General features: G+C 67.7%; 25 protein-coding genes and 1 other RNA gene. 13 read left to right on the top strand and 13 right to left on the bottom strand.

The features are described 5' to 3' along the window. The first annotated feature begins 452 nt into the window (after positions 1-452). From CJ010_RS04145 to CJ010_RS04125, 6 genes are all read left to right on the top strand, one after another. Positions 453-812 carry a PilZ domain-containing protein gene (locus CJ010_RS04145; RefSeq protein ID WP_141016871.1) on the top strand — a complete coding sequence of 120 codons (360 nt, stop codon included), beginning with the start codon at positions 453-455 and terminating at the stop codon, positions 810-812. Positions 813-946: 134 nt separating this feature from the next. Continuing rightward, positions 947-1,411, top strand: coding sequence for a Fur family transcriptional regulator (locus CJ010_RS04140; RefSeq protein WP_141020562.1), 465 nt, complete (start codon positions 947-949; stop codon positions 1,409-1,411). A 56-nt stretch (positions 1,412-1,467) separates the two neighbouring features. Then, the gene (locus tag CJ010_RS25105; RefSeq protein ID WP_168224901.1) at positions 1,468-1,641 is read left to right on the top strand and encodes a hypothetical protein; all 174 of its coding nucleotides are present in this window, start codon (positions 1,468-1,470) and stop codon (positions 1,639-1,641) included. A 1-nt stretch (position 1,642) separates the two neighbouring features. Beyond that, positions 1,643-2,413, top strand: a complete 771-nt coding sequence (locus CJ010_RS04135) for a metal ABC transporter ATP-binding protein (RefSeq protein WP_141016870.1) — start codon at positions 1,643-1,645, stop codon at positions 2,411-2,413. Further along, positions 2,410-3,294: a metal ABC transporter permease gene (locus CJ010_RS04130; protein ID WP_371415685.1), complete on the top strand. Its 885-nt coding sequence runs from the start codon at positions 2,410-2,412 to the stop codon at positions 3,292-3,294. Before CJ010_RS04135 ends, CJ010_RS04130 begins: the two co-directional genes overlap by 4 nt. A gap of 24 nt (positions 3,295-3,318) precedes the next feature. Continuing rightward, entirely contained in the window at positions 3,319-4,266 is a 948-nt protein-coding gene (locus tag CJ010_RS04125) for a metal ABC transporter solute-binding protein, Zn/Mn family (RefSeq protein WP_141016869.1), read from the top strand. Between the two features lie 39 nt (positions 4,267-4,305). Here the strand turns inward: CJ010_RS04125 and CJ010_RS04120 are convergent, their stop codons facing one another. From CJ010_RS04120 to CJ010_RS25250, 10 genes are all read right to left on the bottom strand, one after another. Then, a complete protein-coding gene (locus CJ010_RS04120) occupies positions 4,306-4,614 on the bottom strand; it encodes a hypothetical protein (protein WP_141016868.1) in 309 nt (102 codons plus the stop codon). A gap of 106 nt (positions 4,615-4,720) precedes the next feature. Further along, positions 4,721-6,103, bottom strand: a complete 1,383-nt coding sequence (locus CJ010_RS04115; RefSeq protein ID WP_141016867.1) for a (Fe-S)-binding protein — start codon at positions 6,101-6,103, stop codon at positions 4,721-4,723. Between the two features lie 121 nt (positions 6,104-6,224). Continuing rightward, entirely contained in the window at positions 6,225-6,587 is a 363-nt protein-coding gene (locus tag CJ010_RS04110; protein ID WP_141016866.1) for a hypothetical protein, read from the bottom strand. Between the two features lie 94 nt (positions 6,588-6,681). Continuing rightward, positions 6,682-7,488, bottom strand: coding sequence for a sulfite exporter TauE/SafE family protein (locus CJ010_RS04105; protein ID WP_141016865.1), 807 nt, complete (start codon positions 7,486-7,488; stop codon positions 6,682-6,684). Continuing rightward, the gene (locus tag CJ010_RS04100) at positions 7,478-7,957 is read right to left on the bottom strand and encodes an EVE domain-containing protein (RefSeq protein WP_141016864.1); all 480 of its coding nucleotides are present in this window, start codon (positions 7,955-7,957) and stop codon (positions 7,478-7,480) included. Before CJ010_RS04100 ends, CJ010_RS04105 begins: the two co-directional genes overlap by 11 nt. A gap of 94 nt (positions 7,958-8,051) precedes the next feature. Then, positions 8,052-8,234, bottom strand: a non-coding RNA gene (gene ssrS, locus CJ010_RS04095) — 6S RNA. Between the two features lie 45 nt (positions 8,235-8,279). Further along, complete coding sequence (locus CJ010_RS04090; RefSeq protein WP_141016863.1) at positions 8,280-8,576, bottom strand: cell division protein ZapA; 297 nt, start codon at positions 8,574-8,576, stop codon at positions 8,280-8,282. Between the two features lie 10 nt (positions 8,577-8,586). Then, positions 8,587-8,793 carry a hypothetical protein gene (locus CJ010_RS04085; RefSeq protein ID WP_371415684.1) on the bottom strand — a complete coding sequence of 69 codons (207 nt, stop codon included), beginning with the start codon at positions 8,791-8,793 and terminating at the stop codon, positions 8,587-8,589. Positions 8,794-8,893: 100 nt separating this feature from the next. Beyond that, the gene (gene ilvD / locus CJ010_RS04080) at positions 8,894-10,744 is read right to left on the bottom strand and encodes a dihydroxy-acid dehydratase (RefSeq protein ID WP_141016862.1); all 1,851 of its coding nucleotides are present in this window, start codon (positions 10,742-10,744) and stop codon (positions 8,894-8,896) included. A 92-nt stretch (positions 10,745-10,836) separates the two neighbouring features. After that, positions 10,837-13,836, bottom strand: coding sequence for an HD domain-containing phosphohydrolase (locus CJ010_RS25250; RefSeq protein WP_205754892.1), 3,000 nt, complete (start codon positions 13,834-13,836; stop codon positions 10,837-10,839). A gap of 149 nt (positions 13,837-13,985) precedes the next feature. Between CJ010_RS25250 and CJ010_RS04070 the strand changes: the two genes are divergently transcribed. Then, the gene (locus tag CJ010_RS04070) at positions 13,986-14,429 is read left to right on the top strand and encodes a FecR domain-containing protein (protein WP_141016861.1); all 444 of its coding nucleotides are present in this window, start codon (positions 13,986-13,988) and stop codon (positions 14,427-14,429) included. After that, positions 14,426-15,043 carry an OmpA family protein gene (locus CJ010_RS04065; RefSeq protein WP_141016860.1) on the top strand — a complete coding sequence of 206 codons (618 nt, stop codon included), beginning with the start codon at positions 14,426-14,428 and terminating at the stop codon, positions 15,041-15,043. The genes CJ010_RS04070 and CJ010_RS04065 overlap by 4 nt, the downstream gene beginning before the upstream one ends. Positions 15,044-15,070: 27 nt before the next feature. Here CJ010_RS04065 and CJ010_RS04060 read toward each other — a convergent pair whose 3' ends face one another. After that, positions 15,071-17,185 (bottom strand): CHASE2 domain-containing protein, encoded by a 2,115-nt coding sequence (locus CJ010_RS04060; RefSeq protein WP_141016859.1) that lies wholly within the window; start codon positions 17,183-17,185, stop codon positions 15,071-15,073. A gap of 132 nt (positions 17,186-17,317) precedes the next feature. Between CJ010_RS04060 and CJ010_RS04055 the strand changes: the two genes are divergently transcribed. Both CJ010_RS04055 and lgt read left to right on the top strand, forming a co-directional pair. Next, on the top strand, positions 17,318-17,998 hold the full coding sequence (locus CJ010_RS04055; protein WP_141016858.1) for a YceH family protein: 681 nt from the start codon (positions 17,318-17,320) through the stop codon (positions 17,996-17,998). Between the two features lie 16 nt (positions 17,999-18,014). After that, positions 18,015-18,812: a prolipoprotein diacylglyceryl transferase gene (lgt, locus tag CJ010_RS04050; protein WP_141016857.1), complete on the top strand. Its 798-nt coding sequence runs from the start codon at positions 18,015-18,017 to the stop codon at positions 18,810-18,812. A gap of 13 nt (positions 18,813-18,825) precedes the next feature. Here lgt and CJ010_RS04045 read toward each other — a convergent pair whose 3' ends face one another. Both CJ010_RS04045 and CJ010_RS04040 read right to left on the bottom strand, forming a co-directional pair. Then, the gene (locus CJ010_RS04045; protein WP_141016856.1) at positions 18,826-19,248 is read right to left on the bottom strand and encodes a response regulator transcription factor; all 423 of its coding nucleotides are present in this window, start codon (positions 19,246-19,248) and stop codon (positions 18,826-18,828) included. Between the two features lie 81 nt (positions 19,249-19,329). Beyond that, positions 19,330-19,989: a PAS domain-containing protein gene (locus CJ010_RS04040; RefSeq protein ID WP_141016855.1), complete on the bottom strand. Its 660-nt coding sequence runs from the start codon at positions 19,987-19,989 to the stop codon at positions 19,330-19,332. A gap of 129 nt (positions 19,990-20,118) precedes the next feature. Between CJ010_RS04040 and CJ010_RS04035 the strand changes: the two genes are divergently transcribed. From CJ010_RS04035 to CJ010_RS04025, 3 genes are all read left to right on the top strand, one after another. After that, a complete protein-coding gene (locus tag CJ010_RS04035; RefSeq protein WP_141016854.1) occupies positions 20,119-21,501 on the top strand; it encodes a malonyl-CoA decarboxylase in 1,383 nt (460 codons plus the stop codon). A gap of 81 nt (positions 21,502-21,582) precedes the next feature. Continuing rightward, positions 21,583-24,030: a bifunctional diguanylate cyclase/phosphodiesterase gene (locus CJ010_RS04030; RefSeq protein WP_141016853.1), complete on the top strand. Its 2,448-nt coding sequence runs from the start codon at positions 21,583-21,585 to the stop codon at positions 24,028-24,030. Then, positions 24,027-25,241: a hypothetical protein gene (locus CJ010_RS04025; protein WP_141016852.1), complete on the top strand. Its 1,215-nt coding sequence runs from the start codon at positions 24,027-24,029 to the stop codon at positions 25,239-25,241. The genes CJ010_RS04030 and CJ010_RS04025 overlap by 4 nt, the downstream gene beginning before the upstream one ends. The last annotated feature ends 3 nt before the right edge of the window (positions 25,242-25,244 follow it).

Raw genomic sequence — 25,244 nt, 5'->3', positions numbered from 1 at the left:
GCCGTGGGCCCGCGCCGCCAGCAACAGGCATTCGAGTAGATCATGGCGGCCGTGCCCGCCTCCCGTCCCCTCCGCAGCACCGCCGGCTGCGGCCGACGGGCGCGTCGCCGTTTCCGGGGAAAAATCCGTTACCGATCCTTCAGCCACCGACAGGCACACCTCAAACAGACAAATTAAACCGCTGCACGCCGGTCGGGGCGTGATGTCAGCGGACCCGCATCCGATCCCGGAATGACACCCGCTCGCCTGTGCGGTACCGTCGGACGCAGCTCAGGACATGGGGAAGCCGGCTTGCCCAGGATGCGGTCATGGGCAAAACGTTACGAATTGTCGCACGCAGTCCGCCGCGCCAGCGTGACTCTGTTTGCACTTGCGCCGGCTTTCCGCGCTTGCAGCGCGCGGGACCGGCTTCCAGAATGAGACCGGCACCCACTTTCACGCCGGAGACGACGATGACTCCCGAACAACGCCACTTCTCCCGCATCCGCTTCCAGGGCAGCGCCGCACTGTTGATCGGCGACGACGAATACGCCTGTACGGTCTGCGATCTGTCACTGAAAGGGGCGTTGGTAGCCGCCAGCCTGCCGGCCGTTCCACCGCTGGGGGAGCGCTGCCTGCTCGAACTGCGCCTGGACGACGAGGCCACGGTGCGCATGGAAGGCGACATCGCCCACACCGAAGACGGCCACATCGGCTTGGTCTGTCGCGACATCGATCTGGACAGCATCACCCACCTGCGCCGCCTGCTCGAGCTCAACCTCGGCGACGCCGGCCTGCTCCATCGCGAATTCGCCTCACTGATCGGCGCCTGAACCCGGCAGGCCGCCCGGCTGCGCCTGCGGCGCACATTAATGCTACACTGTTGCAGTTTCCACGCCGACCGGGAGCCCCTGTGCGTACCCCTTCGCGCTTCGCGCCGCGCAATGGCGCCAACTCGACGCGCCGCCTGGTACAGCCCACGCATGGCGCCGCTTCACCGCGCGAGCTGATCGCTGCCCATGGTGGCCGGGTCACCCGCACCCGGGTCGCGGTGATCGAGACTCTGCAGGCCAGCAGCCACCCCCTGTCGCACGATGAACTCGGCCACGCGCTCGACGACGCCGCCATTCCGCACGACCGGGTAACGCTGTACCGGGCGCTCGAATGGCTGGTGGAGCAAGGCATCGCCCGCCGCATCGCCGGCAGCGACCGTGCCTGGCGCTTCGAAATGCTGCGGGCGGACGGCCATCGACATGCGCATTTCCACTGCGACCGCTGCGGTCAGGTGGTCTGCCTCGAAAGCCTGCAGCCGGCCTTCGCTGTCGCACTGCCGGAAGGCTACCGACTGGACCGTGCCGAGCTGGTGCTGCACGGCGCCTGCGCCGCCTGCGGCCGCGAACCGGAACCGCCGCTGCACGACGACAACGAGTGACGCAAACGGGCCACACTGCAACCGGACTGCATCTGCAAGGCGCTTACCGACCCTATATGTCACGACACACTCACAGCCATGGCGACCATCACGCCCACCACGGCGGCCATCAACACATTCAGCCGCTGCCGTCGGGAGGTCCGCTGGGGGCCGGAGCCGGCGTACGCCTGGCGGTCGCCGCGGGCGCAAGCGCCCTGCTGTGGCTGGCAGTAGGCTGGGCGCTGGCCTGACATGCACCCCGCCCCGCCCGCGTTGATCCGCCTCGACAACCTCACGCTCGGCTACGAGCGCCATCCGGCCGTCCACCACGTTTCGGTGGAGATCGCGCCGGGCGCGCTGGTTGCTGTCGTTGGCCCCAACGGCGCAGGAAAATCGACCTTGCTGAAAGGCCTGGCGGGCGAACTGCGCCCGATCGGCGGGCACATCCATCTGCCCACCGTCGGCCGCCAGGGCATCGCCTACATGCCGCAGCGCAGCGAGATGGACCACAGTTTTCCGGTGTCGGTGTTCGACATGGTGGCGATGGGCCTGTGGCACGAGATCGGCGCCTTTGGTGGGCTCAAGCCGGCGCAACGGCGCCGGGTGGAGGCCGCCCTCACCGCTGTCGGGCTGGTCGGCTTCGAAGCGCGCTCGATCGGTTCGCTGTCGGGCGGCCAGCTGCAACGCGCCCGCTTTGCCCGCCTGATCCTGCAGGATGCGCCCATCATCCTGCTCGACGAGCCTTTCGCCGCGATCGACGCCCGCACCGTTGGCGATCTGGTGCGGCTCATCCTCGACTGGCATGCGCAGGGCCGTTGCGTGCTCACCGTGGTGCACGATTACGAACAGGTCCGCCGCCACTTCCCCACCTGTCTGCTGCTGGCGCGCGAACTCGTCGCCTACGGGCCGACGGCGGATGTGCTGACCAACGAACGCCTCGCCCGCGCCCGTCGCCTGTCGGAGGCCTTCGACGACTATGCGCCCGAGTGCCATGTCGAGGACACGGCGGAGACAATGCGATGAGCCTCTTTTCGCTGGTGGGCGACTACCTCGTCAGCCCCTTTGCCGATTTCGGCTTCATGCGCCGCGCGCTCGCCGGCTGCCTGGCGCTGGCGCTGGGCGCGACGCCGGTCGGCGCCTTTCTGCTGCTACGGCGCATGAGCCTGATGGGCGACGCGATGAGCCATGCCATCCTGCCCGGTGCGGCGCTTGGCTACCTCGCCTTCGGCCTGTCACTGGGCGCGATGACGGTCGGCGGAATCGTCGCCGGTCTGGTGGTGGTGTTTGCCGCCGGCGCAGTCACGCGCGCCTCGGTGCTGAAGGAAGACGCCAGCCTCGCCGCGTTCTACCTGCTGTCGCTTGCCGCCGGGGTGATGATCGTGTCGCTGCGCGGCAAGAACCTCGACCTGCTGCATGTGCTGTTCGGCTCGGTACTGGCACTGGACGACGGCTCGCTGACGCTGATCGCGGGCATCGCCACCGCCACCCTGTTCGGCCTTGCGCTGCTGTTCCGGCCGCTGGTGCTGGAGTGCTTCGACCCCTCCTTCCTGCGCGCGGTCAGCCGACTGTCGCCGGTGGCGCATTACGGATTCCTGGTGCTGGTGGTACTCAATCTGGTGGCAGGCTTTCATGCGCTCGGTACGCTGATGGCGGTCGGCATCATGATCCTGCCATCAGCCGCGGCCCGGCTATGGGCACGCAAGCTCTCTACGATGCTGGCGGTAGCCATCCTGATCGCCTTCGGCAGCGGCCTGGGTGGCCTGCTGCTGTCCTTCCACGGCGACGTTCCTGCCGGCCCGGCCATCGTGCTGATCTGCGGGCTCGCCTATTTCGCCTCGCTGATCGCGGCACCGGGCGGCCTGCTGGCCGGCCGCCTGCCGGTACGACGCCACCTCGAATCCTGACCTGACCGAACTCCGGAATCCACGATGCCGCGCACGCCAGACCTGCTCCGCCGCACGCTGTTCGCGCCGCTGCACGCTTTGCTGTTTGCCGCGCTGACGCTCGGCGCAACGGCCGTGCAGGCCGCAGCTGTCGAAGTCGTCACCAGTTTCAGCATTCTCGGCGATTTCATCCGCCAGGTCGGCGGCGAGCGCGTCACCGTCCACGCCCTGGTCGGCAGCGACGGCGATACCCACGCCTTTCAGGCCCGCCCGTCCGACGCCCGCCGGATCGGCAGCGCCACGCTGGTGGTCGCCAACGGCCTCGGCTTCGACGACTGGCTGATCCGGCTGGCGCGCTCCGGCGGCTACCGCGGCGAGGTGGCCATCGCCAGCAAGGGGGTGAGCACCATGGAAATGGCGGGCGACGCCCACGACGACAGTCACGGGCATGATCGTCACGCGGTCGACCCGCACGCCTGGCAGGATGCCGGCAATGCCCAGCGCTATGTCAGCAACATTGCCGAGGCGCTCGCCGCAGCCGATCCCGCCGGTGCTGCCAGCTATCGGGCCAATGCCGACCGCTACCGCGCGACACTGAAGGCGCTCGACGCCGAAGTACGTGCCGCCATCGCCACCCTGCCGGCGGAACGGCGCAAGGTCGTGAGTTCGCACGACGCCTTTGACTACTTCGCCCGCGCCTACGGCCTGCGCTTCCTCGCACCGGTAGGCGTGTCGAACAACGCCGAGCCGACCGCACAGGGCGTGGCGCGGCTGATACGGCAACTGAAAGCGGAAAAGGCGCCGGCTGTCTTCATGGAGAATATCGCCGATCCGCGCCTGATCGAACGCATCCGCTCGGAGAGCGGTGCCCGCATAGGCGGCACACTTTACTCCGATGCGCTCTCCGCCCCCGACGGCCCGGCGCCGGACTACCTCACGCTGATGCGCCACAATACGCGCAGTCTGGTCGAAGCGCTGGCGCCAGCCAGATAGCCGGCCGCGCCGGTCAGCCACCGGCGCGTTGCAGCCGTTTCAGCAGAAGCGCAGCAGCCTGTCCGCCTGCTTGGGAAAATGCGCACGCAGTTGCTCGCGCAGGCCACCGGCCAGACCCGAGCAACGCGCCGTATCGGCGGCGCCCAGGCTTTGCGAGAATGCGGTCAGCGTATCGCGCAGCACACCGCCGAGGTCGGCATCCTGCAGGGTTTCACGCAGCGTCGCACGGAAGTCGCCGAAGGCCACGCAAGCCGCTGGCCGGTCGCCCTCCTGCATGCACTGCACGACTACCGAGAGTCTGTCCTCGCCCGCTGCACCGGATTCGATAGAGATTGAATTCGCAAGCATTGTCGGATTCCTCACCAGATTGACCCACTTACTTTCTTCAAAGCATTTTCCACGCCACTTCCCGCCGCGATGTTGACCTGGCGCAAGGCACGGAAAAACCGGTTGCTCAAGCCAGCGCCTGTTGCAGCAACTGGGCAACATGCAGCGGCTGACGACCGGCGCCGTCACGGATCTGGTGACGGCAGGAGAAACCGTCCGCCAGCACCGGCGCGGTGGCTGCCGCCGCACGCACGGCCGGCAACAAGGCGGCCTCGGCCAGGCGCCTGGACACCGTCTGCGTGTCGGCCTGCAAACCGAAGCTCCCCGCCATGCCGCAACAGCCGGATTCGACAACGCTGTGCGCGAAGCCCGGAATCAGGCCTAGCACAGTGCTGACGGCCGGCATGCCCCCGTAGGCCTTCTGGTGACAGTGGCCGTGCACCAGCGCCGGCGGCATCGCCAGCGGCTTCAAGGCCAGCTTCAGGCGGCCGGCCGCGTGTTCGCGCGCGAGAAACTCCTCGAACAGGAAGACCTGTCCGGCCAGACGACCGACCGCGTCGCCCAAACCGAGGCTGAAGTACTCATCCTTCAGCATGTAGAGACAGGAAGGCTCCAGACCGACCACCGGCAGGCGCGCGGCGATCGCGGGCTGAAGCGCCGCCATCATCCGCCGCGCTTCCGCTCGCGCCTCGTCCACCAGGCCGAAGGAGAGCTTGGTTCGTCCACAGCACAACGGCCGGCGCGGATCGCCGTCATCGGCCGCCGGCTGCAGGATCTGTACCCGGTAGCCGGCCGCTTGCAGCACCGCGACGGCCGCCTCCGCGATAGCCGGCTCGAAGTTGCGGCTGAAACTGTCGACCAGCAGCGCGACCGTCCTGCCCTGCGCGCCGGGATCACCATCGCCGCCAGGCGCCGGCGCAAATGGCCGTGCGGCAGGCTCGGGCAGGCGACGGCCGCGCGCAATGCCGAACCAGCGCTCGCCCAGCGCCGCCAGCAACGGGATGCGGTTGCGCAGGGCCACCAGCGCACCCAGCCACGGCCAGGCAGCGACCCAGTCGGTGGCCGAGGCCAGCAGCCGCGCGCCGCGCGGCACGCCTTCGCGTACGTTGCGCTGGGCAAGGTACTCGGCGCGCAGCAGCGCCATGTCGACACCGTTCGGGCACTCGCGCTTGCACCCCTTGCACGACAGGCACAGGGCCATCGCCTCTGCCAGCCCGGGGTCCGCGAAGTCGATGTCGTCGGCCCCGGCAGCCAGCATCGCCTCGAGTGCCTCGATACGGCCGCGGGTGGAATGTAGCGGATCGTCGGTGGCACGGAAGCTGGGACACATCACCCCCGGGGTATCGGTGCGCAGACAGGCCCGATTGCCGGTACACAGCGCCACCGCCTTGCCGAAACCGCCGGACGGCGGCGACGCTGTGGCTGCGAAGGCGGCGCCAAAGGGATCGCCGCCGAAAGGGTCGCCCATGCCAGCGTTGTCGTAGGCGGACCAGTCCAGTTTGGTTTGCATTGATGACCTCCTGGCTTTCATTAGCAAGCAGGAGGCCAGGCCGTCAGCCGGACGCTGGATGGAGAAGGCTGGCCTGAGCGCCGCCTCGTCTTGTCGGTTTTACGACAATGTCGCCAGGCTGTCAGGCGCCCGTCGTTTCGCCGGCCGCGCGGAACCAGTGCGGATTGGCCTCGCGGTAAACGCGCAGCCACTGCAGGGTGTCGGTGGTGAAGTCACGCGCCGCTTCCCACAATGCAATCGGGCCGACGCGGTCGGCGGCGAGCTCCTCGCCGAGGCTGGACCAGCGCGCCCAATCCACCTCGGGCAGGGCCGTGCGTGCGGCCGCGGGCAACGTTGTCGCGATTGCCGCCATGCGGCACAGGCGTTTGACGGTTTCGCCGCGCGTCAGGCGGCTGCGGGCAAGGCCGGCTGCGTCGACATCTTCGGTCAGCGTCAGGATGTCGGCGGCAAGCGTTTCGAGCAGGTCGTGCGGATTTTCGGTCATGGCGCTGGACGGAGTCGGTTGGCCCGCCCGGCCGGGCGGGGCCCGAGCAACCCAGCAAACATCGCGCCATGCCTTGGCGCAGGACGATGGTCGGTCAGTTGAAGATGTTGTAGAGCATCTTCACGCAAAGCAGGATCAGCACGCCGGCGAAGATCTTCTTCAGCGTAGCCACCGGCAGGCGATGAGCCAGCCCGGCGCCGATCGGTGCGGTCAGATAGCTCACCACGCTGACCAGCACCAGTGCCGGCAGGTAGACGAAACCCACCGAATAGGCCGGCAGCCCGCCGACGCTCCAGCCATTGATCAGGTAGCCAGCGGTACCGGCCAGCGCGATCGGCAGGCCGATCGCCGCCGACGTACCGATCGCATGCTGGACCTTGACGTTGCACCAGGTCATGAAGGGCACTGACAAAGAACCGCCGCCTATGGCCACCAGCGCCGACACACCGCCGATGCCGACGCCGGCCGCCCCCATGCCGAACACGCCGGGCAGATCGCGCGAGGGCTTGGGTTTGACGTTGATCAGCATCTGCAGCGACACGTAGGCCATGAAGATGGCAAAAAAAACCGCAAGCATTACAGTGTCGGCATGCGCGGCAATGAAGGTCCCGCCGAAGGTGCCGAGCAGGATGCCGGGCGTGATCCCTCGCACGACCTCCCAGCGCACCGCGCCATGGCGGTGGTGGGTACGCAGGCTGGAAATCGAAGTCAGCACGATGGCGGCCATCGAGGTGCCGAGCGCCATGTGGACGACCTGCGCCAGAGGGAAGCCCTGGGCGAGAAAGATCGTGGTCAGCATCGGCACCATGATGCCGCCGCCGCCGATGCCGAGCAGGCCGGCGAAGAAACCGACCACGGCGCCGAGCACCGGATAGGCCAGCCACCAAACATCAAATGCCATCGTCTTCGAGTCCCATCAATTCCCGGGTGATGAAATGCCATTCGGCCGGATCGACCGGAGTGATCGACAGCCGGTTGGCGCGTGCCAGGACGCGCATGTTGGCCAGTTCCGGGCGGGCGCGCAACTCGGCCAGCGCGACCAGTCGCGTCTTGCGCACGAACCGGACGTCGACATTGAGCCAGCGCGGCGACTCGCGGGTCGCCTTGGGGTCGAAATAGGGGCTGGCAGCATCGAACTGCGTCGCATCCGGGTAGGCTGCGCTCACTACCCGTGCAATGCCGGCGATGCCCGGCTGCGGGCAGCTCGAATGATAGAAGAACACCGCGTCGCCCACGCTCATCTGGTCACGCATCAGGTTGCGCGCCTGGTAGTTGCGCACGCCGTACCACGGCACCGTTGCATCCGGCCGCCGCGCCAGATCGTCGATCGACACGTCGTCGGGTTCGGATTTCATCAGCCAGTAGCGCATCGCCGTCTCCCGGACGGCGGCCGCTCGCTTCCGGTACGCGCGGATGACCACCGTCAACGCAAAAGGCACGGCGTATGCCGTGCCTTTTGCTGTTTGGCCCCCCGCCTGTGCCGTCTCCGTCGGGCATCCTGAACCTAGGGTTCAGGGAGGTCGCTTTCCTTCCGCCTCAGGCTCACCCGGCTAGGGGCATGCACACCAGCGGTGTCTATGGTCCGCAACCAAGTCTCTCGACATTGGTTCAAGGAATCTACGACTTCGACGAACACTGCAGGGGATTGATCTTACGTGCCTGGCAACCAGCCCAATCAACGCGGAACCCGCGTCAGAACAGCTTTTCCTGTTGGGCCAGCACCCCGTCCAAGCGCGCTTTCATGAGTTCGATTCTACGCTTCGCGGCCGGCATGTCAAACCCGTTTCCGCGTTGATGAAGGAGAAATTCGTGGGCGATATTCAGCGCCGTCATGACGGCCAGCTTCTCGCCGGACGAGCGGGTCTTGTCGGCCACTTCGACCAGTTTTCCGTCGAGGAAAACAGCCGCAGCGAGCAGTGCCTCGCGGTTTTCAGGGGCGCACGCCACCCGGTATTCCTTGCCGAGCAGCGTGATGTCGAGCGCTTCCATGCTGGCCTCCTCAGGCTTCCGGCAACTGGTCGAGCAAGGTTTCGAGCTTGTCGGCGGCAAGCTTGACCTTGTCCGCCAGGACGTGATTGTCGGCTTCGAGCTTCACCACCCGCGCACGCAGGTCGCGATTCTCGGCCTTGAGCCCGGCGTAGAGGCTGATCAGCTGCTCGAGCTGCGCTTCGAGCCGGGTCAGTTCGGGAGTCAGTTCGTCGTCCATGGCACCGATGGTAGAGGGCCCCGCAGGATGCGGTCAATACGCGCTGAAGCGCGCGCCGGCGGACGACAGCGACATGCTGCCGTCCGCGCATTTCGCATGCTCAGCGCTGCACCTGGGTGACGTCACGCACGGCACCGGTGTCGGCCGAAGTGGTCAGCGCCGCATAGGCCTGCAGCGCAGCCGACACCACGCGCTCGCGCTTGACCGGCTTCCACGCCGCACTGCCCTTGGCGTCCATTGCTGCGCGACGGCGGGCGAGTTCGGCATCCGGCACTGCCAGCGCGATGCGACGGTTGGGGATGTCGATCTCGATGGTGTCGCCGTCCTCGACCAGCGCGATCGCTCCGCCCATTGCCGCTTCCGGCGAGGCATGGCCGATCGACAGGCCGGAGGTGCCGCCCGAGAAGCGGCCGTCGGTCAGCAGCGCGCATTCCTTGCCCAGGCCACGGCTCTTCAGGTAGGAAGTCGGGTAAAGCATTTCCTGCATGCCAGGGCCGCCCTTCGGGCCTTCGTAGCGGATGATGACCACGTCGCCGGCCTGCACCTGTTCGCCGAGAATGCCCGCGACCGCGTCTTCCTGGCTTTCGTAAACCCGTGCCTTGCCGGTGAATTTCCAGATCGACTCATCGACGCCAGCAGTCTTCACGATGCAGCCCTTCTCGGCGATGTTGCCGTAGAGCACGGCCAGCCCGCCGTCCTGGCTGAAGGCGTTGGCTTTGTTGCGGATCACGCCCTTGGCGCGGTCCATGTCGAGTTCGTTCCAGCGGCGGTTCTGACTGAATGCCACCTGGGTGGGCACGCCGCCGGGCGCGGCGAGGAAGAAGTCGAACACCGCCTTGTCGTGCGCCTGCATGATGTCCCAGCGGCTCAGCGCCTCGCCCAGCGTCTTGCTGTGCACCGTGGGCACTTCGCGGTTGATGAGGCCGGCGCGGTCGAGCTCGCCAAGGATGCCCATGATGCCGCCGGCGCGGTGGACGTCCTCGATGTGCACGTCCTGCACCGCCGGCGCCACCTTGCACAGGCAGGGCACGCGGCGGGAGATGCGGTCGATGTCCTTCATGGAGAAGTCGACGCCGGCCTCGCGTGCCGCGGCCAGCAGGTGCAGCACGGTATTGGTGGAACCGCCCATCGCCACGTCGAGGCTGATCGCATTCTCGAACGCCGCGAAGCTTGCGACCGAGCGTGGCAGCACCGAGGCGTCATCCTGCTCGTAATAGCGCTTGGCCAGGCCGACGATACGCTGGCCGGCCTCGCGGAACAGGCGTTCGCGGTCGGCATGGGTGGCGAGCGTGGTGCCGTTGCCCGGCAACGACAGGCCCAGCGCTTCGGTCAGGCAGTTCATCGAGTTGGCGGTGAACATGCCGGAGCAGGAGCCGCAGGTCGGACAGGCGGAACGCTCGATGGCGTCGACTTCTTCATCGGAGCAGTTCTTGTCGGCCGCCTTGACCATGGCGTCGACCAGGTCGAGCGGGATGACCTTCGCTTCCCACTTGACCTTGCCGGCTTCCATCGGGCCGCCCGACACGAAGATGGTCGGGATGTTGAGGCGCAGCGCGGCCATCAGCATCCCCGGAGTGATCTTGTCGCAGTTGGAGATGCACACCAGCGCATCGGCCGTGTGGGCGTTGACCATGTACTCGACGCTGTCTGCGATGAGTTCGCGCGAGGGCAGCGAGTAGAGCATGCCGCCATGGCCCATGGCGATGCCGTCATCGACCGCGATGGTGTTGAATTCCTTGGCGACGCCACCGGCCGCCTCGATCTCGCGCGCGACGAGCTGACCGAGATCCTTCAGATGCACGTGGCCGGGCACGAACTGCGTGAAGCTGTTGGCGATCGCGATGATCGGCTTCTCGAAGTCGCCGTCCTTCATGCCGGTGGCGCGCCACAGGGCGCGGGCGCCCGCCATGTTGCGGCCGGCGGTGGAAGTGCGGGAACGGTATTGGGGCATTGCAGGACTCCGGACACTCTTCGGGACAGACGCAGGATTCTACCTCTCCAGGCGTCCGATCGGGCAGGCTCCGGCCACAGGCAACGCTCCGCTCAGACGGAGACGGCAGCGGCGAGGTAGATACCGATGTCGACCTCGTCGATCTGCCCGGGTTCGAGAAAGCGTTCGGCGTAGCGCCGATAGACGCCGGCGCTGAGAAAGAGCGCAAAGACGTCGGGGTCGATGTGACGCTCGCGGGCGAACCCCGCCAGGATGGCGATCGCCTCCGACAGGGTCTTCGCCTTCTTGTAGGGACGATCCGACGCGGTGAGCGCCTCGAAGATGTCCGCCACCGCCATGATGCGCGCCGGCACCGAGAGTTCCAGCTGGGTCAGCCCGCGCGGATAGCCGGAACCGGTGAGCGTCTCGTGGTGGGTACCGGCATACTCCGGCACGCGCCGCATGTTGCGCGGCAGCGGCAGGCTGTCCAGCATGATCACGGTCTGGATGATGTGCTCGTTGATCTTGAAGCGCTCCTCCTCGGTGAGCGTGCCGCGCCCTATCCCGAGGTTGTACACCTCGCCGAAGTTGTAGAGGTTCTCCGGCACTTTCACCTTGAACCCGTATCGCTCGTCGAAGTGTTGGGCAGCGGTGCGCGGCACCACGTGATGAGCCTTGTCGGCAAGCAAGGGCTCCACCGCCGGCAACGGTGCCGCCTGGCCGGCACGGCGGCGATGTTCCTCCTGCGACAGGCCCAGACGGTCGTCGAAATGGCGCAACCAGGTCTGGCGCGCGATCTCGCGCAGGCGGACGAGATGCGCAGGCGCCATTGCCTCGCCGCCGACGTTGCACTCGGCGACAAAGCGAAAGTCGTCGATCAGCTGTGCCTTGCGTGCCTCGAAGGCGGCAGTCGCAGCGGCCGCATCGCCGCCAGCGAGCAGCCGCGTCAGCCGTTCGATCTCGGCGTCGCGCAACAGCACCTCGAAGCGCGTGCGGATCTCGTGAATGCGGTTGTAGATGGTCTCCAGCTTGGTGGCTTTGTCGACCACGTATTCCGGCGTCGTCACCTTGCCGCAATCGTGCAGCCACGCGCCGATGCGGAATTCGCGCCACTCGTCTTCCGACACGAAGCGGAAGGCGGCCAGCGGTCCGCTGTCGACCTCGCAGGCGGCCTCGGCCAGCATCAGCGCCAGCTCCGGCACCCGCTCGCAATGGCCGCCGGTGTAGGCGCTCTTGGCATCGATCGCGCCGGCGATGATGCGGATCAGCGCGTCCATCAGGCTCTGCTGCGACTCGAGCAGATTGTGGTTGTCGAGCGCCACTGCCGACTGCGAGGCCAAGGCCTCGATGTACTGCACGATCTCCGCAGGGAAAGGCACGATCTCGCCGCTGTCGGGATCGGTGGCGTTGAGGAACTGCAGTACACCGATGACCTCGCCGCTGGTCGCCGTCATCGGCACGGTGAGCATGGAAACGGTACGGTAGCCGGTCTCGGCATCACTGCGCCGCGCGCCGGAAACGTCGAAGCGGGTTTCTGTCGCCGTGTCGTCGATCCGTACCGATTGCCGGTGCAGGGCCACCCATACCGCGACGAACTGTTCGTTGGGCGCGCCGGTGTGCGGATCGTGCAGGGGAATCTCCATCGCCGGCAGCGGGTCGTCACGGCTGCGCAGCGCGAAGCGCAGTCGCCCTTCCGCGGTCGTCAGCAGCAGCGAGGCGGCATCCGCATTGCAGAGCCGCTTGCCCACGCCGAGGATATGGCCGAGCAGCTTCTCGTGATCGCGCTCGGCCGACAGCTGCAGGCCGTTCTCGACCAGGCTCTCGAGTTTGTCCAGCGCGGCCTTCAAGGCCCGCGTGCGCTCCTGGATCGAGGCCTTCATGGTGCGGTGGGCCTCGCCCAGCGTATCGATCTCGTAGAACAGCGAGCGCACCCGCAACTGCCCGCTGAAATCGAGCCGCATCACCCGCTCCGAATCCTGCGCCAGCAAGCCGAGCGCACGCGAGGCATGGCGCGCGATGACGAAGGCGAGCGGCATGGACAGGCCCAGCACCAGCGCCGAGATCAGCAGGATTTCGTCACGCGCCTGCTCGATCTGGCCGCTGAAGGCGCTGACCGGTGCGAAGGCCACCACATGGAAGGCGGCCGAGCTGGCAAAGCGGACCTCGCGCCCGGCAAAGACGAAGGACTTGCCGCGCACGCTCGCCACCCTGCCGTCCAGCGAAGGCAGCCCATCAGCGTTCAGACTGGCGAGGAAGGGGTCGGCGGACTCGGCCAGCGGCTGCAACGCAGCCGGCTGCAGCGCGCCGAGTCCGCTGCTGGCATGGAAGACCAGTACGCGATGGCTGGTGTCGAGCACCACGGCACCGCCCGGCAGATCTCCGAGCGAGCCGCCCACGAAAGCGGCAAGCTCGCCCAGCGTGATGTCGGCGGCAAACACGCCCCCACCGCCGGCAAGCGCCTGCGACAGCGTCAGACCGAGCTCGCCGGATGACTGAAAGACATAGGACTCGGTAGCCTGCAGCCCCCCCTGTCGCAAGGCCTGCCCGAACCAGGGGCGCGATTGCGGCAGATACACCGCCTGCGCACTGCGCTGGCCGAGCAGACGGCCGGCCTCGTCGAGAAAGCGCCAGTTCTCGACACGATCGTCGCCCCGCTGGCGAACGATGGCGCGCAGGGCGAAGTAGGTATCGGCCGGCGCGGCGAGCGCCTCCGCGATGCGTGCATCGCGACGCACGCCGACGACTTGCAGGAATTCGCCGCTCTCCAGACCGAAGTAAAAGCTGTAGACCTGCGGGTTGACCCTCAGCTCGGCGATCAGGCCACTCACCAGGGTGCGATCGTCGAGGCGCCCATCGGCCGTGGTGAAGAAGCTGCCATCGAGCGCCGCCTGCGCGCTGACCACGCGTCCGACGCCGCGCATGGTCTCCTGCAGCTTGAGCGCGTTGCGATCGGCGATCTGGGCGAACACCGCACGGGCATGGGCTTCGGCCATGTCGCCGAAGCGGCTCAGCGCGCTGAGGAGGAACACCCCCATCAGCAGGATCACGAACACCACCAGCAACGCCGTCGCCACGTAGTGGAAACGGAACCGCAAGCCTTTCCATGCCGCCATCGTGCGCCCCCTGCAAGCTGATGCATGGCCGACCTCGACTCGCACCCAAGGACATTCTTCGCATTCCGCAGCTTTGCGGCATTGCGCAATACGGGCGAGCGGGGTAAAACATGGCCACATGCAAACGGCAACCGGAAAGGAGGCCTGCCGTGACCTTTCAACGACTTATCTGGATCTGCGCGCTCTGCGTCGCCAGCCTCGGCGTGCGCGCCGAGGACTTGCCAATAGGATACGTCAAGACGCTCACCGGCGACGCCGTCATCATCGGTAGCGCGGGGCCGCAGAGTGCGTTCGTAGGCAGCCCGGTTCATCGTGGCGACCGCATCCGCACGCTGGCTAACGGTAGCCTCGGGCTCACGCTGAAGGACAACACCATGATGTCGTTCGGCCCCGACACCGAGATCAGCGTGGACGAGTATCTCTACGCGCCCGCCCGCAACGAGTTGCGCCTGAGCACCCGCGTCGTCCGCGGCACCATGCAGTTCGTCTCCGGCATCATCGCCAAGCTCAAGCCGGAAGCGGTGACCATCACCACGCCGACCGCCACCATAGGCGTGCGCGGCACCCGCTTCCTGGTGAAGGTGGAGCAATGAGCACCACGCGCCCCGCCGGCACGCTGCGCCGCCTGGGCAGCCTGCTTGCCGCCGGCCTTGCGCTGACGACGGCCGGCTGCGCCCAGCGTTCGTATCTCGTGTTGCTCGAGGATGCTGACGGCTCCACCGGCAAGGTCGTCGTGGATGGTCCGCGCGGCCGCGTGCAGCTCGATCGTGCAGGCGACGCCGTCAGCCTGACGACCGACGGTCCCCGTCCGCTCGGCAGCAGCCCGCAACAGATCGAGGCCGACTTCGGCCCCGCCCTGAGCGCCCTGCCACCTCCGCCAACCACCTTCCTGCTCTACTTCGAGACCGCCGGTGCGCGCCTGACGCCCGATTCGCGCGCCAAACTGCCGGACGTGTTGAAGCAGGTACGTACCTACCCGGCTGCCGACATCTCCATCATCGGCCATACCGACACCGTTGGCAGCGAGGCCGACAACGAGGCCCTCGGCCTGGCCCGCGCCCGTGCCGTGAGCGGCATGCTGAATGGCGCCAGCATTGCCGCCCGCGCGATCACCATCACTTCGCATGGCGAACGCAACCTGCTCGTCCCCACGCCGGACAACACCGACGAGGCGCGCAACCGCCGTGTGGAGGTCACCGTGCGCTGAACCACGGCAGCGCTGGCCCCCCGCCCCCTATTTGGCATTGAGCACGATCAGATCGCCCCGCTCGCCGGCACGCAAGCGCGCGCACTGGAAGGCAACCAGGCCGTCACCGCTGCGCGCCGCCGCCAGCCGCTCGAAGGCCTGCAAGGCTCCCGGCTCGCCGGCGGCCAGCAAGGCGTAGGCCGCTTCGTACCCGGCATCCTCCGGCACACCATCCGCCAGCGGCTCGTACGCCATCAGCGGCACGGTCTTGCCCTGCAGCAGCAATCTGCCCACCGGCCGTGTCGGCACCGAGGGGCAGGCGTCGCGCACCGCAGCCGAGATGCAGATGCGCGTACCTATCCACTTGTTGGCCGACTCCAGCCGCGCCGCGACGTTGACCGGATCGCCGAGCGCGCGGTAGTCGAACATCGTGCTGCCACCGAAATTCCCCACGATCACCTCGCCACTGTGGACGCCGATGCGGGTATGGCCGAAGGCGATGCCGCGCGCCTGCAGCGTGGCGGCGTAGGCATCGGTGAAGCGCCGCAAGTCGAGGGCACAGGCCAGCGCGCGCGCGCCGTGGTCGTCCTGTACGAGCGGTGCCGAGAACAACACCGCGACAGCGTCGCCGACGATGCGGTCCAGCGTCCCTTGGTGGCGGAAGGCGATCTCCACCATGCCGGCAAGATAGTCGTTGAGCAGACCGACGGCCTCGGCAGGATCCAGATCCTCGATCAGACGGGTATAACCGGCGATGTCGGTGAACACGAAGCTGCAGACCCGACGCTCGCCCCCCAGCCGCAAGCTCTCCGGATGCCTCACGAGGTGATCGACGAGATTGGGCGACACATAGCGGGCAAAGGCCTGCCGCAGCCACCGCTGCCGCAGCTCCTCGCGCCGATGGCGGGCGACTCCGGCGGTGATGAAGACCGCGAGCACGGTCAGCGCCGGCAAGGCCGGATCGAGCAGCAGCCTGTGCGCGGCGAACGCCTGCCAGGCCGCCCCGCAGATACCCGTCACCATCAGCAAGGTCGCGGCGGCCGCCGGCACTACCCGCAGACGCAGGGCGAGCGCTGTCACCACCGCAGCGCCGACCAGCACGACCAACAGCTCGACCGCCTCGGCCCACCACGGCCGTAGCAACACAGCGGCATCGAGTATCTGGTTAAGTGCCTGCGCATGGATCTCGACCCCGGGCACGACCCCGCCGAGCGGACTGAAGCGCAGATCGAGCAGGCCTTTGGCCGAACTGCCCACCAGCACGATGCTGCCGGCCAGCTCGGCGGCGGGCACTTCACCCGCCAGCACGCGCCAGGCCGGCAGGTAAGGCGATTCCGGTGCCCGCGCATAATGCAGCCAGAGTTCCCCGGAAGCGTTGACCGGCACGCTGACGGCGCCGGTGCGCAATACTGCCGACGCGTGCCCCGCGCCGGGCTGGATCTGCAGGTTGCGCGCGCGCTGCGCCACCCGCAGCAACTCGAAATCGAGCGACGGCACCACCCCGTCCGCCAGGCCGAGCAGCATCGGCGCCCGCCGCACGATGCCGTCGGCGTCGGCGGCAAAGCTGATCGCCCCCAGCCCCGCCGCGGCGGATGCCAGCGCGGGCAGCGGCATGATCGCCTTGGTATAGCCCCCCAGCGGACGCCTGTCGAACTCGCCCACGGTCACCACGCGGAACGGCCAGGCCGGCGGCAAGCCCGTGCTCGCTCCGTACTCGACCGCAAAGCCGAGTACCGCCGGGCGCCCTGTCAGGCTGCGGACGAACTCGGCATCGTGATCCGGCAGGGCTCCCAAGGCTGCGCCGAGTGCAGGCGGCAGACCGGGCATTTCGGCCAGGCGCGGCGGCGAGGTGCGATCCGGTTCGGCGAACAGGATATCGAAGCCGACGGCTGCCGCGCCGGCCTGCGCCAGCCTGTCGTTGAGTGCGGCAAGACGCGTGCGCGGCCACGGCCACTGGCCAAGACGGGAGAGGCTCTCCTCGTCGATGTCGACGACACGCACCGGCCTGTCCACTGCGACGCGCGGCTGCCAGCGCTGGTACTGATCGAACACTGCGTGGCGCAGGCCTGCCGCCGGCGCCGGCTGCAGCACATGGGCAGTCGCGGCGCCGAGCACCAGGCCCACAAGCAGGATCAGGAGAGCGAAACGGGCGCCATGGCGCATCAGGGGCGGGACCGCGTGCGGCGACAGGAATATTCGCCCATCTTAACGGAGCGCGGCCGGACTACGACAGGTGAACACACGGGCGCAGGCGGACTCCTTTATCATCGCCCTCCCGCCCAGCCAGGAACCCGCATGGACAACGCACCCGCCGCCAATGAAGCAGCCTTCGACCTGAGCCCGGCGGAAATCCGCGTGCTCGGCGTGCTGATCGAGAAGGCCTTCGTCACCCCCGACGCCTACCCGATGTCGATCAACGGCCTGGTCACGGGCTGCAACCAGCTCACCGCGCGCGAACCGGTGATGGCCCTCAGCGAAAGCGAGGTGCAGGCTGCGATCGACAGCCTCATCGCACGCCGCCTGGTGACCCGCCGCGATCAGGCCGGCGCCCGCGTCGCCAAGTACGAACACCAGGTAAGGCTGCGCCATTCGCTGCCGCCTGCGGAGCAGGCCGTGCTGGCACTGCTGATGCTGCGCGGCCCCCAGACGGCAGGCGAACTACGCAACCGCTGTGAGCGCATGCACCGTTTCGACGATATCGCTGACGTCGAGGCCGTCCTCGAACATCTTTCCGAAAAGTACCCACCGATGGCCGCCCCGCTGCCGCGCACGCCGGGCACCAAGGAGATCCGCCATATGCATTTGCTCGGCGGCGAGGATGCGCTGCAGGCTGCCGCCGACGCGCTCGCCGGCAGTGCGTCGCCCAGTGCCGCACGCGGCAGGATGGCGGAACTGGAGGACGAGGTCCGGCGTCTGCGCGATGAACTCGACGCCCTGCGCAGCGCGTTCGAGACTTTCCGCAACCAGTTCGACTGAGCACACGGAGCCGCCGATGCTGGTCCACCCGCAGTTCGACCCCATCGCCTTTTCGGTCGGCCCGCTTTCGGTCCGCTGGTACGGGCTGATGTACCTGATCGCCTTTTTGCTCTTCGTCCTGCTCGGTCGTGCCCATGCCCGCCGCCGCCCCGAGCTCGGCTGGAACGGCCAGGCGATAGACGATCTGCTCTTCTACGGGGTGCTCGGCGTCATCGTCGGCGGCCGGCTCGGTGAAGTGTTGTTCTACCAGCCGGGCTACTATTTCACGCACCCGGCGGAAATACTCGCCGTCTGGAAGGGCGGCATGAGCTTTCATGGCGGCTTCCTCGGCGTGCTGGTGGCGATGTGGCTGTATGGGCGGAAGACAGGCCGCGGCTTCTGGCAGATCACCGACTTCATCGCGCCACTGGTGCCGACGGGGCTCGCGGCCGGACGCATCGGCAACTTCATCAACGGCGAACTGTGGGGGCGGCCGGCCGGCGCCGACCTGCCATGGGCGATGATCTTTCCCTGGGTCGACGATCTGCCGCGGCACCCGTCCCAGCTCTACCAGGCGGCCGGCGAAGGCCTGCTGCTGTTCGCCATCCTCTGGTTCTATTCCGCCAGCCCGCGCCCGCTGCGCGCGGTGTCGGCGGTCTTCCTGGTCGGTTACGGCAGCCTGCGCTTCGCTGCGGAATTCTTCCGCACGCCGGATCCGGGCATCTTCAGCGCCCTGGTCCCGGGACTGTCGACGGCGCAATGGCTGTGCGTGCCCATGGTCGTGGTCGGCGTCGTGCTGCTGATCGGCGCCCGGCGCCGGCCGCAGGCGCACTGAGGCACGCGGCGACTCAGACCTTGCCGGAACGCTCCGGCCGCGCTGCCAGCGCCGCCAGGCAGTCGGGCAGGAAATCGCAGGTCACCACCTCATCCGCGCCGAGCGCACGCGCCGCGCGCGCCGGCATGGAATCGAGCGCCGGCACCACCGATACCACGCAGGCACCTGGCGCGACCCGCTTGAGCAGTCCTACCAGGCGTGCCGGCTCGTGCTCGGCGATACGCCAGTCGAGCACGGTGACATCGGGTCTCAGGCGGAAAAACAACTGCATCGCCTCACTCTCGCTGGTCGTCCGACCGACCACGAGGATCTCGGTGGAACCGGCCAGATAGCGGTCGATATGCGCGCAGCACAATGGATCAGGCATCGCCAGCATGATGCGCAACGGCACCACGGGCGGACTCTCCGACGGCGATCTCTTGTGCAACAGAATCATTCACGCATACCTCCTCTGCCACGATGGCATAAGCGGCGCGCATCATCAAGAACCCAATGCGGGGAACGCCGCCGCCGCGCTTCAGGGGGCTGGCAAACCGGCCTGCTGGGCGCGCTTGCGCGCGGTGATGTCGAGATAGGTTCCCACCAGCCGCAGCGGCGAACCGCCCTCATCGCGATCGACGATCTGCCCCACCGAACTGAACCAGCGGTAATCGCCGCCGGGCATCGCGAGACGGAACTCATTGACGTATTGCTCGCTGCGCCCTTCGAGATAGTCTCGAAAGCGCTGCCGGAAGGATTCCCGATCGTCCGGGTGGAGCCGCGCCAGCCATTTGTCGGCCGATTCCCGAAACGGCTCGGGCGGGCGCCCCAGCATACGGGCGGCCTCGTCGTCGTACTCGACCTCTCGGCTGTCGACCAGGTAATCCCATAGCCCGAGGCCGGTGGCGCGCAGCGCGACGCGCAGGCGCGCCTCGCGCCGGCTCAACACCGCCTGCAAGTCGGCCTGGCGCGCAAACCCCCTCCGCACCATGACCCACAGCAGCAGGGCGGTTCCGACCACGAAGAGCAGGCCTTTCAGCGTCTGCATCTCGGTCAGCCTGTCCGGATCGCGCACCCAGATACCGATGATCTGATCGGAATACACGATCCAGGCCACCGCGAAGGCCGCATAGATCAGTGCGACCGGCAGGGCCAGCAGTCCCGGCGAAGGCAGTGCGGGCAGGGGCGAATTCGGCATGACATGCTCCTTGCAAGTGCGGGAGACGTACGGATGTTACGCCTTCGGTCGCATCCGGGCAGCCCAAGGCCACGCGGACGCGATATGATCGTGGCAAACGATAGACTCCCTGAACGAGGAGAGCAAAACATGTCCGCCACCGGCCTCATCTCCAAGAGTCTGTCCCGCATGCGCGCCATGGTCGCCGACGCCACGGGCCGGGGCCGGGAACCGTCCGAGCGTGTGCTGGAGCGTATCCGCCAGCAACTGCACGAATGCGCCGACGGCCGCGGCGGCGAGGTCTCCACCCGGCAGCGCGCCGCACGCCTCGCCGAAACCTATCTGCGCCTGGACGACGCCGGGCGCCTCGCCTTCCTGCGCATGATCGCGCTCGAATTCGGCCCCGACCCGGTCAAGGTGGCGAGCGCCCACAAGGCCTATCAGGCGGCCGTCGATTCCGACCGCCAGTGGGACGCCGAGGCGGCGCTGCGTGCGGCGATGCGCTCGCAGCGGCTGCGCATCCTGACCCAGTTCAACGCGATTCCCCAGGGCGTGAAGTTCCTGGTGGATCTGCGTGCGGACCTGCTGCGCTACCTGCCCAAGGACAGTCTGCTCAAGCCGCTCGACCGCGAACTCGAAGCGCGCCTGGCGGCCTGGTTCGACGTCGGCTTCCTCGAACTCGCCCGCATCACCTGGAACTCGCCCGCCGCGCTGCTGGAAAAGCTGGTGCAGTACGAGGCAGTGCACGAAATCCAGTCATGGAAGGATCTCAAGAACCGGCTCGACTCCGATCGCCGCTGCTACGCCTTCTTCCACCCCCGCATGCCGCTGGAGCCGCTGATTTTCGTCGAGGTTGCGCTGGTGGAGGAACTGGCCGACAACGTCCAGAAGCTGCTCGACGAGAACGCACCGGTGGCCGACGCGGGTCGGGCCAACACCGCCATCTTCTATTCGATCAGCAACACCCAGGCCGGGCTGCGCGGCGTCTCCTTCGGCAATTTCCTGCTCAAGCGCGTCGTGGAAGATCTGCAGCGCGATTTCCCCAAGCTGCGCACCTTCGCCACGCTGTCGCCCATCCCCGGCCTGGTACGCTGGGCGCACCGTCACCCGGAGCACCTCGCCGCCGGATTCACTGCGGCCGACTGGAAACGGCTTGCCGCCGCCGGCGTTGACGGGCCCGAATCCCCGCGGCTGCGCGGCCTGATGCGCGGCAGCGCGGACTGGGCTGCCGACCCGCAACTCGCCCGCGCCCTGCGCGAACCGCTCCTGCGCGTCGCCGCCCACTACCTGCTGCACGCTGCCAAGGACGGCAAACCGGTCGATCCGGTCGCCCGCTTCCACCTCGGCAACGGCGCCCGCGTCGAACGCCTGAACTGGCTGGCCGACACCTCGGACAAGGGCTACGAGCAGTCGTGGGGCATCATGGTCAATTATCTGTACGACCCCGACCGCATCGAAGCCAACCTCGAAGCCTTCGCCAGCGAAGGCCGCATCGATGCTTCGGCCACCGTGCGCCGACAGGGCAAGCAGTGAGCGTCGGGCGGCTGGCTCCGACGCGTGGCCCATGGGCCGAGCGCTACCTGCGCCGCTGACACCGACCACGGATACCACATAGTGCGCCTGCCTTTCCGGCACTCCTCGATACGTTTTCGCCTCCTGCTCGCCAGCACCGCGGTGCAGGTGGTGTTGCTCACGCTGCTGCTGGCCAACAGCGTGCGACTGATGAACGATGCCGCTTCGGCCAGCCTCGCCACCGTCGCCAACCAGAACGCCAACATGCTGCACGCCATGGCCACGGCCTACGGCGAACAGGGCCGCTACGACACCCTGCAGGACGTGCTCGGCGAACTGCTCGCCGATTCCGCCGAAGGCTTGGTCTATGTGCGCATCGGTCGCCCCGATGGCCGCCTGCTGGTAAGCGCAGGTGCATCGGCCATGACAGCCTTGCCGCCACCTACCGCCGACATGACGCGTGCGCTCGGTTCGCTGGTCGACCGCCCGGTGATCCACATCCGCCGGCCACTGCTGCTCGACCGCAACGAAATCGGCTTCCTGCAGTTCGGCGTCTCGGTCTCGGTGCTGGCGGCCGCCCGCCAGGCGATCATCGAGCAGGGCACCCTGATCGCACTCGCCGAGATCCTGCTCACCTTCGTGCTGCTGTCCGGCATTGGCTACCTGCTCACCCACAATCTCGGCCGCCTCCTCGCCGGCAGCCGGGCCATTGCCGAGGGCCATCTCGACCACCGCCTGCCGGAAAAGGGCGACGACGAACTCGCCCGCCTCGCCCGCAACTTCAACATCATGGCGGCCACGCTGCAGCAGCGGGTCGGCGAGCTTCAGCGCACGGCCCTGCAGTTGCGCACCAGCGAGGAACGCTACGCGCTGGCGCTGCGCGGCGCCAACGACGGCCTGTGGGACTGGGACCTCCCCTCCGGCAACGCGTATTTTTCCGAGCGCTTCTGCGAAATCGTCGGCCGCGACATGGGCGAGCATGCCCATGCCGACGATGCGTTGCTGAGCTACCTGCACCCCGACGAACTGACGGTCTACCGCCAGGTGATGCGCGCCCATCTGCGCGGCGAAAGTGCCCAGTTCATGCTGGAACACCGCATCCGCCTGCCCGACGGCAGCGTGCGCTGGGTGATGACCCGCGGCGTCGCCCAGCGCGATGGCAGCGGCCGCGCCAGCCGGATGGCGGGCTCGATCAGCGACATCGACCTGCGCAAGCGCGCCGAGCAGCAACTGCTGCACGACGCGCTGCACGACGGGCTCACCGGCCTGCCCAACCGCGCCCTCTTCATCGAGCACGTGCACCAGGCGCTCGGCCACCAGCGCCGCGACGAGAACGCCCGCTTCGCCGTGCTGGCCATCAACATCGAACGCTTCAGCCTGATCAACGACAGCTTCGGTCATGCAGCGGGGGACGAGCTGCTGCGCCGCATCGCCGATCACATCACCGCCTCGATGAATGCAGGCGACGTCGCCGCCCGCGTCGGCGGCGACCAGTTCGCGCTGCTGCTGAACGGCATCGGCGGCAGCACCGACGCACTGCGCATCGCCGAAAGCCTGGTCGAGCTGCCCGGCCTGGTGACGCCCGCCGCGGGACGCCCGCTGCACCTGCGCTGTCGCATCGGCGTGGTCGTCAGCGACAAGGACCGCGACGACGCGGAATCCATCCTGCGCGACGCCGACAATGCCTTGCACAAGGCCCGCCGCGGCGAAGCCGAAGCGGTCGCCTTCTTCCACGCATCCATGCATACCCAGGCCCTGCGTGCCTTGCAGCTCGAGGCCGACCTGCGCACCGCCTTGCGCACCGGCGGGCTGTGCGTGCATTACCAGCCCATCGTTTCGCTGGCCGACCGCCGGCTGGCCAGCTTCGAAGCCCTGGTGCGGTGGCAGCACCCCACCCACGGCCTGCTGCCGCCGGCGGAGTTCATTCCGCTGGCCGAGACGCTGGACCTCATCCACGACGTCGGCATGCGGGTGCTCAGCCTGGTGTGCCGCGATCTGCTCGACTGGGGCATCGCCCACCCGGGCGTCGCCCTGCCGCCGGTCAGCGTCAACCTGTCGGCCCGCCAGCTGATCCGCCCGGGCTTGGCCGACGAACTGCTCGACCTCATCGAGAGCCACGGCGTACCGCTGTCCTGTCTGCGTTTCGAGATCACCGAAAGCCTGCTGGCCCGTCCCGACGGCCCGGCCACGCCCATCCTGCACCAGCTGCGCGATGCCGGCGCCACGGTGCTGATCGACGATTTCGGCACCGGCTACTCGGCGCTCAGCTACCTGCACACCATTCCGTGCGACATCGTCAAGCTCGACGGCTCCTTCGTCCGCTCCATCACCGATGACGGCCGCCTGCGCGACATCGTGCGGCGCAGCATCCAGCTCGCCCACGACCTCGGCATGACGGTGATCGCCGAGTGCATCGAACAGGACGAGCAGGCCACCGTCCTCAAGGACATGAACTGCGATTACGGCCAGGGCTACCTCTTTGCCCGGCCGCTCGAAGCCGACAGCGCGCTGCGCCTGATCGCCCCCAACACCACGGGTCACCCGTCATGAAGTCCTCTTTCCTTCTCGCCCTCTCGCTGGCGGTGGCAGCGGCACAGGTGCCCGCCCAGGCACAGGTACAGGAGCCGGAAGTCCGCTGGTCGGCCTTCGGCACGCTGGGTGCAGTCGTCACCAGCGAGGACGACCTCCGCTTTGCCCGCATCGGCATCGATCATCCCGGGGCCGAATCGCCCGACTTCGGCCCCGACACGGTATTCGGCGTACAGGCCAACCTCGCCTTGTCGGAGCAGACCGGCGCGGTGATGCAACTGGTCAGCCGCGAGAGCCCGCGCGGCGACTACACGCCACGCGTCACCCTCGCCTTCCTCAGCCACGCGCTCACGCCGACCCTGACCGCCCGGGTCGGCCGCATGCGCGTACCCTTCTTCATGCTGTCGGATTCGCTGGACATCAACTACGCCAATCCCTGGGTGCGGCCGCCGGTCGAAGTCTACGGGCTCAACCCCTTCACCGACCTCGACGGCATCGACCTCTTCTTCCGTTCGCGCATCGGCAACGCCGACATCGAGATCCACCCCTACGCCGGCTCCAGCTACATTCCGGTATACCGCCGCGGCAACGGCAAGCTGCGCGAGCTGTTCGGCGTCAATCTGGCACTGTCCACCGAACATCTGGCCCTGCACCTCGGCCATGCCGAAGCCAAACTGGCGCTGCACTGGAGCGACGCCGATTTCGACACTCTGGTCGGCGCCTTGCGCGCCACCGGCCTGGGCTCGATCGCCGACGAACTGTCGGGCGACGACGGTTATGCCTCGTTCAGCTCCGCCGGCGTCCAGTGGGACGACGGCGAATGGCTGCTGATAGGCGAATACGCCCGCCGCGAGAACCGCCGCTACGGCAACAGCGCGCACGGCTGGCACCTCACCGTGGGCCACCGCTTCGGCGCCACGCTGCCGTATCTCACCATCGCCCGCCAGACACAGGACCGGCCGACATCGGGCAATGTCGCCCTTCCGCCCGGTTCACCATTCGCCGCCTTCATCGACGGTTTCGACACCTCGCGCAATCTGGCCCAGCGCAGTGCGACACTGGGCGTGCGCTGGGATTTCAGCCGCAACGCCGCGTTCAAGGCCGAGTTCTCGCACATGCGCACCGCGTCGGACGCATGGGGCTCGTTCTTTCCACGCGGCAACGCCGCAACGGCGCAGCTTGGCGGCCGCAGCATCAACGTTCTGAGCCTGTCCGTCGATGTCGCCTTCTGACCT

This window comes from Azoarcus sp. DD4, from assembly GCF_006496635.1.
Taxonomy (GTDB): domain Bacteria; phylum Pseudomonadota; class Gammaproteobacteria; order Burkholderiales; family Rhodocyclaceae; genus Azoarcus.
Note: the sequence above shows the minus strand (reverse complement) of the source record. Positions and strands in the feature narration are given on the sequence as shown.